We start from the raw sequence: 12,900 nt of genomic DNA on the forward strand, positions 1-12,900 counted from the left end.
GGAACAAATAAAAAAAAATAACTAAAAAAACAGTGGAGGTTAATATTTTTTATACTTCCAACTTTTTCCTGACTTCTGCAGCCATTTCCATGGTGGATGCACTGCCACCCAGATCTGGAGTTACTACTTTACCCTCTTGTAGGACTTTTACCAGGGCATTTTCAAGTCTGCGTGCTTCTTCATTCTCATCCAGGTATTCCAGCATTAACACTGCAGATAACATCATGGCAGCAGGATTCGCAACTCCTTTCCCGGAAATCCGAGGTGCAGAACCATGAACAGGCTCGAACAACCCTTGTTTATCTCCAATATTAGCTGATGGGATTAATCCTAATCCCCCTACCAGTCCAGCTCCTTCATCTGACAGTATGTCCCCGAAGAGGTTGGTGGTTACAATTACATCGAACATTTCTGGTTTGGTGATGAAGAACATGGCAGTGGCATCCACGTAACGGTCATCCAACTCCATTTCAGGATAATCCTCTGCCACTTTATAGAAGGTGCCCTTGAAAACTCCATCTGTTTTTTTGAGAACGTTTGCCTTGTGAACTGCGGTTACTTTGCTTCGTTTGGTCTTTTTAGCGTATTCAAATGCGAATTTGCATATTCTTTCTGAGGCTTTCCTGGTTACCACTCTTTTAGCAATTGCTCCTTCGTCAGTTTCCTCTTCTAATCCTATGTATAATCCTTCTGTGTTTTCCCGGACTATGACAAAGTCCAGGTTATCGGAAAGACATTTGGTGCCAGGGTATGATTTCACTGGTCTGAGGTTGACGTATAATTCGAGTTCCTGTCTCATTCTAACAATAACATCAGCTGCTGATTCTCCTGCCGCTCCGAAAAGACATGCTTCTGATGCTTTGACTATGTCCATGGTTTCTTGAGGTAAGGCCACCCCTGTTTTTTCCATGTACTCATCTCCGGCATCAGCGAATGTGTAATCAAATTCAAGATCTATTGCTTCTAAAACATGGAGTGTGGCCTCCATAACCTCTTTACCTATTCCATCTCCAGGTATAACAGATATATTGTACATATATTAACACCTTCTTTGTATTATTGGTTATTCGTTAGTTATTTCAAATTTAAGTTTGTTATCATTATTTTACTCGCCCTTTATTTCTGCAAAGTGGTTTTTCAGGTAACTGATGAGCCCTCCTTCGTTCATGATATCCATCATGAATTCAGGGAGTGGTTTTATTTCGAACTCTTTAGAATTATTTAAATCATTTAATACTCCCTTTTCCATGTTTATTTCGATTTCATCTCCTTCTTCGATGTTTTTTGAGATTCCTTTGGCCTCTATAAGTAGTAAACCTATGTTCGTGGAGTTTCTGTAGAATATTCTTGCAAATGATTCTGCCACCACTGCAGATATTCCTGCCGCTTTGATAGCTATGGGTGCGTGTTCCCGGGATGATCCGCAACCAAAATTTTTTCCCGCCACAAGAATATCCCCTTTTTTCACTTTTTTGGAAAATTCACAGTCATGGCCGGCCATTACACATGCTGCAAGCTCTTCCTCTTCACTTAAAACCAGATATCTGCCCGGGAGAATCATATCAGTGTCCACATCATCTCCAAACTTCCAAACTTTACCTTTAATCATGTTTTCCATATTTACCACCATTTTACGTATCGTTACTCGTGATCAATGTTTTTAATCAACTATTTTTGTTGGAACTACCTTTTTGGATTAACTATCTGGGATCGGTTATTTCACCTTTGATAGCTGATGCTGCTGCTACTGCTGCTGAACTAAGGTAAACTTCTCCTTCAGGGCTTCCCTGTCTTCCTTTGAAGTTTCGGTTGGAAGTGGAGAGGCTCACTTCTCCAGGTCCCAGGAACCCTACATGGCCACCCAGGCATGGTCCACAGCAGGGGTTACATACTAAAGCTCCAGCATCCACAAATGTGTTTATCAATCCCTGTTCCAGTGCCTGGCTGTAAATTTCTCTGGAAGCTGGTATTACCAGCATTCGCACACCGTTGGCTACTTGTTTTCCTTTGAGTAGTTTTGCTGCTACCTGAAGATCGTTCAGACGTCCGTTGGTACATGATCCCAGGAATATCTGATCTATGGGTGTTCCTTCTACCTCACCTACTGGTTTGACGTTGTCCACATTATGTGGGCAGGCGATTTGAGGTTCCAGATCATCCACATCCACATACATGGTAGTAAGGGATTTTGCATCTTCATCAGTTGTAAATGTCTGGTAAGGTTTGTTTGTACGGCCTTTAAGGTAGTTGATGGTCTCATCATCCACTTCCACCATACCAGTTTTTCCTCCCATTTCTATGGCCATGTTACACATTGCCATCCTCTGGGATACTGACATGTTACGGGTGGTTTCACCCCCAAATTCACAGGCCTGGTAGGTTGCACCGTCTGCTCCGATTTGTCCGATTATATCCAGTACCACATCTTTTGAATATACATATTTGCCGAGTTTTCCTTCTATTTCAAATTTTATGGTTTCTGGAACCTTAAACCAGAGTTTTCCGGTGGCAAATACCATGGCCATGTCTGTTGATCCGATTCCTGTGGCAAATGCCCCTAATGCCCCATGGGTGCAGGTGTGGGAGTCTGTTCCTACCACCACTTCTCCTGGAACTACATGGCCTTTTTCAGGTAGTACTTGGTGGCATACTCCTTCTCTGACATCGTAAAAATTGCTTATTTTCTGTTTTTCCACGAATTCTCTCAGGAATATGTGGTTTTTAGCTGCTTCCAGGGAGTCTGCTGGTACCTGGTGGTCAAAAAGAACCACGATTTTATCTGGATCCCAGACATGGTCCACTCCTATTTTCTGGAATGACTTCACAGATAATGGTCCAGTTAGATCGTGAGTCATGGCCACGTCGATGTTGGCCATTAAAATATTACCAGCTTTTATTTCTTTTAATCCTGCTGCTTTTGCAAGTATTTTCTCTGCCATGGTCATTGACATTGGATATCCTCCATTTAAACAAAATTTATCTTATTATTTGAAAAATTCTGATATATTTTGGGTTTTTAAGGCTTCTTTTTCTCGTAAGGCTTCTTTTTTTATAAGGTTTCATAATTTGGAAGTGGTGATCTTGTTTACAATATTCACGAAGCTTTCAACTTCTTCCGGGGCCAATATGTTTAAAATTTTTTTAATTGTGTTTTTATGCACTTGTTTGTGCATTTCCATTATTTGGTTACCTTTGGGAGTTAATTCAAGGAAATAAAAACGTTTATCATCGTTGGATTGTATTTTGGTTACAATGCCTAGGTCAATCAACTGGTTGATGGCTACTGAAACTGTTGATTTTTTTACGTTCATGGTTTTTGCCAGTTCAGATACGCTTATTCCTTCATTTTTATCGATTAATTCAATATAATACAATTGTCGTAAAGTATATTCTTTTAAATCCCCTGTTTGAAGTTGTGTTTGGAATTTTCTCATTAATTTGCTTAGTTTATCCATTGATTCTACCAGTTCAAGTTCCTGATTCATGGGTTATCATTCCACCAGATACATAGTTTTATCTAACTAACTATTATAAAAGTTTTACTTACCCCTAATTGAATCAGTCGATTACTTCTCACAAGCTCGGAAAAATACCATTATACCATAACACCAATGAACAATCACTGAACAGTATAACTCCAGATAGTAATAAAATATATATATTAGGTAATACTCACTTGTATATGAGATATTATATTATTAAGTATAGAGATGGAAGAGAGATATTTTGTGAGGGACATAAAATGAGGGAAGTCAGCCAAGAAATAAAGGATGAGTACGAGAAAATTAAGGATAAAATCTCATTTGAAGAATTTTTGAATAAAATGGATGAATATAAGAAGGAAAATGCCGATGTAAGTTTTATCGACGACGTTAGTTTTGCACATATGGTTGTAGGAGATTACATTACCGAAAAAAATGAACCTCTCGGAGAAAAAAAGGAATTCTGGAAGATAAACGAGTTAGAAACAGGCACACAACATGTTAACCTCCTTGGGAGAGTAATGAGCATTTCCAATGTGAAAAAATTCACCAGTAAAAAAGGTAAGGAAGGTAAACTGGCTAACATGATCCTTGCCGATGCCACCGGCAGGATAAGAGTTGTCCTTTGGACAGAAAACATCAAACTTCTCGATAAATTTCAGGAAGGAGATGTGGTTAAAATCAATGACGTGGATGTGAAACAGGGTTTCAGAGAGGATGAAACCCACATGAACATACGTTCATCCGTGGAAAAGCTTGAGTCAAAAGATTATCCTGATTTCCCCCCATACAATGATAAGATAACCCCATTTAAAGAGATTAAAGAAGATATGGAAGTTAATATAGTTGCCCGTATCGTTAGGATACCCAGGATAAGATCCTTTGACCGGAACGGGAGAGACGGGAAGGTGGTATCCCTGGAACTCCAAGATGAAAGTGGCAACATGCAGTTAACACTGTGGAACAAAGACACCCAGTTAATAGATGATCTTGATCTAAAAGAAGGAGATGCCATTAAAGTACTGGGAGCCCAAAGCAGGGCCCGTAATGGTGAAATATCTTTAAATCACTCCTGGATCGGTAGAATAATAAAAGGAGATTTTGATGCCCCTGAATATCAGGAAAATATTATTAAACTCGGAGACGCTCATGAAATAAGGAATGTTACATTGATAGGTTTGGTGAGTAAAGTCTACGATACTATAACATTTGAACGAGATGACGGAAGCACCGGAAAAGTTAAATCCCTGGAGTTAGAGGATGATACTGGAGCTATACGGGTGACCATGTGGAACGAAGATACTGAAACTGAGATTAAAAAAGGAGACATCATGAAAATCATAGGAGGAAACATTGAATTTGACGATTATTCTGGCACCAATTACAGAATAAACACTAATTGGAACAGTAAACTCATAATAAACCCTCCTCTAGATGAAAAAATGAAGGAAATCCTGAGTGAAGTAGGTAAATATATAAAACCAGTTAAAATCAATGATTTAAACAATATTGAAGAGGACGGGGAAGAAGTAGACATCATTGGACGAGTGGTTAATCTTTACGAACCCAATGAGTTTCAGAGAGATGATGGAACCACGGGTCTGGTGAGAACGACAGAAATGGCAGATGAAACAGGCATGGTACGAGTTTCCATGTGGGATAGTAAAGCAGAATATCCCATGAAAGAAGGAGATGCCCTTAAAATCGAGAATGCACGTACTCGTCTGGGAGAATATCAGGTTGACCTGAGTGTGGGCAGAACTTCACGAATACTGAAACCCACAGAGGAAGAGATCTCAAGTTTACCTTCCCTGCAAGACGCAGAATCCATGCTCTACCAGACAAAAAAAATTGAAGCATTGGCTGAAGGAGACCGGGATGTTAGCATCATCGGCCGAATTTTAAGTGTAAACGAACCCAACCAGTTCACCAAAAGCGATGGCAGCACGGGGATTGTCCGTTCAATAGAAATAGCTGATGATACCGGAGTAATAAGGGGTTCTCTCTGGGATGACCAATCTAATGCCCCATTAAAAGAAGGTGAATTGGTTAAAATAGAAAATCCTCGTGTTAATTTGAGAAATGACCGTGTGGAAATTAGTGTTGGCAGAACAACTCTTATAACCAAACCCAAAGAAGATGAAGTATCCCTACCCTCCCTGGATGAGATTCAAGAAAAATTATATCCTTTTAAAAAGATTGAAGATATTGAAGAGGGAGACCAGAATATCAAGGTAACTGGAGAGGTTGTTGATATCCGTGGAAACAAAATACTCTTTGAAATGTGTCCCAACTGTAACAAGAGAGTGAATTATGTTGACGATGCCTACATATGTGATATCTGTGGTGAAGAGATAGAAAACCCCAACATGTTGATGATCATTGGACTCCTGATGGAAGATGATACCGGGACCATTAGCATGACCTTCTTCCGCCAATCAGCCGAGGAAGTGCTGGGAATGACCACAGCCGAAGCAGAAGAAATCATTGCTGCCACTGGAGACGAAGGATCCCTGGAAGAAAAAGTGGGTGATCTGGTGGGTAGACAGATTACAGTTATCGCAGATGCCAACTTTGATGAATACAACGAAGAAGTGCGTTTAAACGCCAAAAAACTGGTGGATGTCAAACTTTAATTAGTTGAAAGGCAATATTAAAAAATATACAATAATTTAAAAAGGCAAAATCCATTGAAAAGGCAAAATGAGATTTAAATAATCAAAATAAATAAAATTCAAAGGGGAGATTAATTATGGTGGAACTGGAAGATTTACCAAATGTAGGAGAAAAAACCGCCCAAAAATTAAGAGACGCTGGTTTTGCAGATATGATGAGGCTTGCCACATCAACTGCCAAGGAACTCAGTGTTAAAGTTGAAATTGGAGAAGGGGTAGCAGAAAAAGTGATAGAAGCTGCCCGTAAAGCTGAACAAATCGATTTTGAAACAGCTTTAGATGTGATGGAGCGCAGACAAGATGTTGGTCGTGTGACCACTGGAAGCACAGGATTGGATGAGTTAATTGGTGGGGGGATAGAGACCCAGGCAATTACCGAGGTTTTCGGAGAATTCGGATCGGGTAAAAGCCAGATATCTCATGAAATAGCAGTCACCGTGCAATTAGCACCTGAAAAAGGTGGACTCGGCGGACAATGTGTCTACATCGATACTGAAAATACTTTCCGACCAGAAAGAATAAAACAGATTGCAGAAGGATTCGAACTGGATGTGGATGAAGTTCTAGGCAATATTCATATCGCCCGTGCCTTTAACTCCGCTCATCAGATATTAATGGCTGATAAAGTTAACGAACTCATACAAAAAGATGTTGATATTCGTTTAGTGATTGTAGATTCCCTAACCGCTCATTTCCGGGCAGAATACGTGGGAAGAGAGTCCTTGGCCACCAGACAACAGAAATTGAACCAGCACCTTCACACACTACAGAATATCGCCAACACCTACAACGTGGCAGTTTTTGTAACTAACCAGGTCCAGGCACGTCCTGATGCCTTTTTCGGCAGTCCCACCAAGGCTATTGGAGGGCACGTCCTGGGACACGCTGCCACCTACAGAATATGGTTGAAAAAAGGACTGGCAGGTAAACGTATCGCCCGTTTAGTGGACAGCCCCCACCTTCCAGAGGGTGAATCTGTTTTCAAAATAGCCACCGAAGGAATCGTGGATTAACTTACGAAAAAGGAGTATATCAACTCCAATTTCCTTATTTTTTAATTTCACCACCCCATATATATTTCACCATTAGAAAAGTGTATTTCCCCACGAAAAGTACTGTATAACTTATTTGGGTTGTGGCATTATTTTATGATAAATTATACTAAAATTGCATTGATTACAATGTGTTTAACGTGGAAAACCTGTAAATAACTGTATTTCTCTCATTTCAATGATTTTTAAGTTAATTTATTCCAATCCTCATTAAACCTTGCAGGTTTCAAGCATTCCAATGTGAACCCCTACAATTTCAATGCATGCAATTTCAATCCATAGAATAATTGTGTATATATTATAATTTCTCAATATTAGATCAGTACATCCATAGAATGTATATATTTTAAACAAGGGTTTTTTTTAAGTAATGAAGATTGATTTGTAATTAAAAAATAATATAAGAATGAATTCAATAATATATTGTAGAATTATTGATTAATGAAACTTTTTATAGAATTTTAAGAGTTATATAACCGATTCATAATGGAATTGATGTTCCCCTATATAAAGCTTGTTTAAAATTTTTTATAGAAAACTTTATTTATAGAATTGATGACACCCTACATCATAAGATTAAGTAACTATCACATGAGAAAAAAATTAGGTGATCTAATTGGCAGATGAAAATAAACAAGAAGCAAGTGAAGAACCAAAAGTAGGAGTCTACGTATGTCACTGTGGTATCAACATAGGTGGTGTAGTTGATGTTGAAGCAGTTGAAGAATACGCAGCAACACTCCCTAATGTAGTGGTATCCAAAGAATACAAGTATTTCTGTTCTGACCCTGGACAGGACATGATCCAACAGGATATTAAAGAAGGTAAAGTTAACCGAGTAGTGGTAGCAGCATGTTCACCCCGACTCCACGAACCCACCTTCCGAAGGTGTATCAGAGAAGCTGGATTGAACCCCTTCCTTTTCGAATTCGCTAACATCCGAGAACACGACTCTTGGGTGCATATGAGCGAACCAGAAGCTGCCACCGAAAAAGCCAAAGACCTGGTAAGAATGGCAGTTGCCAAAGCCAGACTACTCGAACCTCTGGAAGCCGAAAAAGTGTCTGTGGACAATAAAGCCCTGGTAATCGGTGGAGGAGTGGCTGGTATCCAGTCCGCCCTTGACCTGGCCGATATGGGATTCAAAACTTACATGGTAGAAAAACAACCAACCATCGGTGGACGAATGGCACAACTGGACAAAACATTCCCTACCCTTGACTGTTCCATGTGTATTCTAGCCCCAAAAACTGTGGACGTTGGTAAACACGAAAACATCGAACTCATCTCCTTCGCTGAAGTTAAAGAAGTTCATGGTTACATTGGTAACTTCCAAGTAGTAATTGAAAAGAAACCTCGATACGTTATAGAAGACCTTTGTACCGGTTGTGGAAGCTGTTCAGAAGTATGCCCAATCGAAATGCCTAACTACTTTGATGAAGGCATGGGTATGGTCAAAGCAGCATTCATACCATTCCCACAAGCAGTGCCACTGGTGGCAACCATAGACAAAGATTACTGTATTGAATGTAAACTCTGTGACAGTGTATGTGAACGTGGAGCAATCGACCATGACCAGAAACCTGAAACCATTGAAATTGATGTAGGTACCATCATAGTGGCCACCGGTTTCGACCCATACGACCCAAGTGAGAAGAAAGAATGGGCTTATGAAGACGCTCAAAACGTGATCACAGGTCTAGAACTGGAAAGATTAATCAACGCATCTGGACCAACCATGGGTAAAGTATTAAAACCATCCGACGGTGAAAAACCAAAAAGTGTGGCTTTCATCCAGTGTGTGGGTAGCCGTGACGAACAGATCAACAAACCATACTGTTCCCGTGTGTGCTGTATGTACGCCATGAAAAACGCACAACTAATCAAGGATAAAGCACCTGACACTGACGTAGCCATCTATTACATGGATATAAGGGCATTTGGTAAAGGATTCGAAGAGTTCTACAAACGTTCACAGGAAAAATATGGAATCAAATTCATCCGCGGACGACCAGCCAATATCCTGTTAAACCCAGACGAAACCCTTTCCATCCGTGCAGAAGACAGCTTACTGGGAAGAATCACCGAATACGACTATGATATGGTAGTGCTCTCTGTGGGTCTAGAACCACCAGAAGGATCTGAAGTTCTCAGACAAACCCTGGGATTATCCAAATCCGCTGACGGATTCCTGCTGGAAGCTCACCCCAAACTACGACCTGTAGACACTCTCACTGACGGTATCTACCTAGCCGGAGTATCACAAGGTCCTAAAGACATTCCTGACAGTGTAGCCCAAGCTTCTGGTGCTGCAGCCCGAGCATCCATACCCATGATCAAAGGTGAAGTAGAAATTGAACCAATCATTGCTTCTGTGGATACCGATGTCTGCGGTGGATGTGAAGTGTGCATAGAACTATGTCCATTCGGAGCTGTTGAAAGGAAGGATGATAAAGCCCACATTAACGTCGCATTATGTAAAGGATGCGGTACTTGTGTAGCTGCCTGCCCATCTGGAGCTCTTGATCAGCAGCACTTCAGAACTGGCCAGATATTCGCCCAGATCGAAGCCGCTTTAAACGACAGCAAATAAGTTTGTAAGGGTTTCAAAAACCCTTTTCCAACCTTTTTTTTACCAATTATTTGATTTGATTTTGAGTTTCTATTCCTATTTTAATGGATTTAACATTCAGAAAAAATTAATTACATCCTCCTCTACATCATCTTACAGAAGATAAAAAATTTTTTACATTCAAAAGCCAGAAGAAGGTGATTGATTTATGGATTATCCGAAACTGGGAGAAAAACTGAAAAATGTTTTGAAACTGGAAAGAGAACCTGTAGCTATGAAATGGGTTTCCAGAGAACCAAAAAATATTCCTAAAGAAGAGGGAAAATCCAGATTCTGCACCAAACTGGACAATGCTATGAAGGGAGATATCTTTTATTCCACCGCTGATGAAGAAGAATGTATGGGTGGTCTCAGATACACTGGAATGAAAGACCCAAAGGACTTCCCGAAAAACATGCGTAGTGGAGCATTTTTAGTCCCAGGAGGAGTGTATAAAAGCATTCCAGCTGTGCAACGGTCTTGGAAAGGAAACATGGCCATCGAACCAAACATATTTAATGCCATGATATTTTCACCACTCATAAAAGCCGAATTTGAACCAGATGTGATATTTCTCGTTACCAATGCCAGACAGGGGATGGAAATCCTCCATGCCAATGCCTATGACTCTGGTTCCCATGGGTTAGGAGCTGATTCTGGCCCTATATGCAGTTCCATGGCTGCCATACCATACCTCACTGGGAAAATTACCTATGGTTTCGGAGATATTGGCTCCAGGAACAACATGACCCTAAAAGATGAAGAAATCTTAGTTAGTATACCCGCAAGTGATCTGGAAAGGATCGTCAGCAACCTGGAGGAAATGAAAACTAAAACTTTCTTCAGGCGTAACCAATCTAAAACAGCTTAAACTTAAAAATTTCCCTTAATGCTTCTTTTCATATATTAATGACTAAGGGTTGAAATCTTTTTATATATTCACTGATTGATGGAGTGTAATCCTCTTATAATATTAATGACTGATGGATAGGAATAGTATTTATATATTCAATTTTATATTTCCCTATATCAAACCAGTTACCTTTTCACATATTGCACCATAGTCTGGAGGAAAATAATGTCCGATAATGAAAAATACGCTCAAGAAATAAAGGATATCACTAAAAAACATCATGAATGGATGAAAAATAGTATCAACCTTATTGCAAGTGAGAACATCACCAGCAGTAGTGTAAGGGAAGCACTCGCCACTGACCTTTCTCACCGTTACGCTGAAGGAATCGCAGGTCACCGGTTGTATGAAGGATGTCAGTACATCGATGAAATTGAAAACATCACCGTGGACCTCTCCAAAAAGATATTCAAAGCAGAACACGCTAATGTACAGCCCACTTCAGGAGTAGTAGCCAATCTTGCATCTTTTTTTGCTTTAACCCAACCCGGCGATAATATTATGGCTCTGGAAGTTCCTGTAGGTGGCCATATCAGCCATGCCAATGTTAGTGCAGCAGGAGTCAGAGGCCTTAAAGTATCCCCTCATCCTTTCGATACAGATAAGATGAACATCGACTCAGATGCCATGAAAAAGGACATTTTAGAGAAAAAACCGAAAATAGTCCTCTTGGGCGGTAGTTTATTCTTATTCCCCCATCCAGTGGAAGAGGCCAAGGAAGCAGCTGATGAAGTGGGAGCGAAAGTCATGTACGATGGGGCGCATGTTCTGGGGCTTATTGCCGGAGGTCAGTTTCAGGACCCTCTGCAGGAAGGCGCTGACCTGATAGCTGGAAGCACCCATAAAACATTCCCAGGACCACAGGGAGGTATAATCCTCTGTAAAGACGATTTAAAGGGCGAAATTGATGATGCTGTTTTCCCTGGTGTGGTGAGCAACCATCACCTGCACCACATGGCTGCTCTGGGAATAGCCACCGCTGAAATGCTGGAATTCGGTGCAGATTACGCTAAAAGTACCATCAAAAATGCCAAAGCCCTGGCACAAAGTTTCCATGAACTGGGTTTCAATGTTCTATGTGAAGATCAGGGCTTTACCCAATCCCATCAAGTGGTCATGGATGTTTCCGATATTGGAAAAGCTTCAACAATGTCCAAAGACCTTGAAACAAACAATATAATCCTCAATAAGAACCTATTACCATGGGATGATGTTAACCGCTCCGATGACCCCTCTGGCATAAGGGTGGGAACTCAAGAATTAACCCGCAGAGGTTTAAAAGAATCCCACATGAGTGAAGTTGCTGAATTCATTAAACAGGTAATTATTGATGGTAAAACTGTGAAATCCGAAGTATCTGAATTCATAAGTTCTTATGACACAGTACATTACGCTTTCAGCAATGATAAGGCTTATGAATACATTGAATTTTAATTAAATGATAATATGAAAATTGCTTGGGCTTTTACAGGAGCAGGGCACATGCTCCTGGAGAGTGTGGAAGTTCTGGAAGAAATTGCAGCAAAAAATGAAAACCAGGTTACTGTGCTACTTTCTGGTGCAGGTGAAGAAGTTCTAAAGATGTATGGCCTTTTTGACCGGGTTAAATCAGCCACTGGCGGATATTACCAGGAATTAGTTCTGGAAAAGGATCAAATGTGGAGTTATCCTATATCTGGCCGTTTCTCCCTGGGAAGATATGATTTATTAATTGTTTCTCCCACAACCTCCAACACCATTGCCAAGCTGGTGCACGGTATCGCTGACAGCCTGGTGACCAATGCTGTGGCTCAGGCAGGCAAAGGACAGGTCAGGATTCTGTTGGTCCCAGTGGATCTTGAATCCGGAGACCTGGAAACAGTTCTCCCATCCAAACTGGAGCTGGATCTGTGTCAAAACTGTGATACTTGTGAGGCTGCTGCTGCCTGTCCCCCCGATGCCATAACCCCTGGTGTGGAGATCAACCTCCTTAAATGCCAGGGTTGTGCTGCTTGTCAGGTTGCATGCCCCTACGGAGCTGTCAGTGGAGGAAGCATAATCACCATCCACATGAGAGAGATCGACATAGAAAACAGCCAAAAACTCCAACAACTTGAAGGAATAGAAGTCTTAAAGCATCCTTCCCAAATTTTAAATAAATTATAAAATATTAAATAACTGTTTACTT

At 40.6% G+C, this 12,900-nt stretch carries 10 protein-coding genes; 6 read left to right on the forward strand and 4 right to left on the reverse strand.

Annotation, left to right across the window (positions count from 1 at the left end):
* Positions 1-49 precede the first annotated feature (49 nt).
* From J2743_RS00360 to J2743_RS00375, 4 genes are all read right to left on the reverse strand, one after another.
* Complete coding sequence (locus tag J2743_RS00360; RefSeq protein ID WP_209624264.1) at positions 50-1,036, reverse strand: isocitrate/isopropylmalate family dehydrogenase; 987 nt, start codon at positions 1,034-1,036, stop codon at positions 50-52.
* A gap of 69 nt (positions 1,037-1,105) precedes the next feature.
* Positions 1,106-1,606, reverse strand: coding sequence for a 3-isopropylmalate dehydratase small subunit (locus J2743_RS00365; RefSeq protein WP_209624864.1), 501 nt, complete (start codon positions 1,604-1,606; stop codon positions 1,106-1,108).
* 94 nt (positions 1,607-1,700) lie between these two features.
* A complete protein-coding gene (hacA, locus tag J2743_RS00370; RefSeq protein ID WP_209624266.1) occupies positions 1,701-2,951 on the reverse strand; it encodes a homoaconitase large subunit in 1,251 nt (416 codons plus the stop codon).
* 108 nt (positions 2,952-3,059) lie between these two features.
* A complete protein-coding gene (locus J2743_RS00375) occupies positions 3,060-3,485 on the reverse strand; it encodes a MarR family winged helix-turn-helix transcriptional regulator (RefSeq protein ID WP_209624268.1) in 426 nt (141 codons plus the stop codon).
* Between the two features lie 257 nt (positions 3,486-3,742).
* Between J2743_RS00375 and J2743_RS00380 the strand changes: the two genes are divergently transcribed.
* The 6 genes from J2743_RS00380 (at position 3,743) to J2743_RS00405 (ending at position 12,878) form a co-directional block, all read left to right on the forward strand.
* Positions 3,743-6,118, forward strand: a complete 2,376-nt coding sequence (locus J2743_RS00380; RefSeq protein ID WP_209624270.1) for an OB-fold nucleic acid binding domain-containing protein — start codon at positions 3,743-3,745, stop codon at positions 6,116-6,118.
* A gap of 116 nt (positions 6,119-6,234) precedes the next feature.
* Positions 6,235-7,170, forward strand: a complete 936-nt coding sequence (gene radA, locus J2743_RS00385) for a DNA repair and recombination protein RadA (protein ID WP_209624272.1) — start codon at positions 6,235-6,237, stop codon at positions 7,168-7,170.
* 655 nt (positions 7,171-7,825) lie between these two features.
* Positions 7,826-9,802: a CoB--CoM heterodisulfide reductase iron-sulfur subunit A family protein gene (locus J2743_RS00390; RefSeq protein ID WP_209624274.1), complete on the forward strand. Its 1,977-nt coding sequence runs from the start codon at positions 7,826-7,828 to the stop codon at positions 9,800-9,802.
* Positions 9,803-9,989: 187 nt separating this feature from the next.
* A complete protein-coding gene (locus J2743_RS00395) occupies positions 9,990-10,691 on the forward strand; it encodes a DUF169 domain-containing protein (protein WP_209624276.1) in 702 nt (233 codons plus the stop codon).
* Positions 10,692-10,898: 207 nt separating this feature from the next.
* Positions 10,899-12,167, forward strand: a complete 1,269-nt coding sequence (glyA, locus tag J2743_RS00400; RefSeq protein ID WP_209624278.1) for a serine hydroxymethyltransferase — start codon at positions 10,899-10,901, stop codon at positions 12,165-12,167.
* Between the two features lie 12 nt (positions 12,168-12,179).
* The gene (locus J2743_RS00405; protein ID WP_209624280.1) at positions 12,180-12,878 is read left to right on the forward strand and encodes a dihydromethanopterin reductase (acceptor); all 699 of its coding nucleotides are present in this window, start codon (positions 12,180-12,182) and stop codon (positions 12,876-12,878) included.
* Positions 12,879-12,900 lie beyond the last annotated feature (22 nt).

Source organism: Methanobacterium petrolearium, assembly GCF_017873625.1.
Taxonomy (GTDB): domain Archaea; phylum Methanobacteriota; class Methanobacteria; order Methanobacteriales; family Methanobacteriaceae; genus Methanobacterium; species Methanobacterium petrolearium.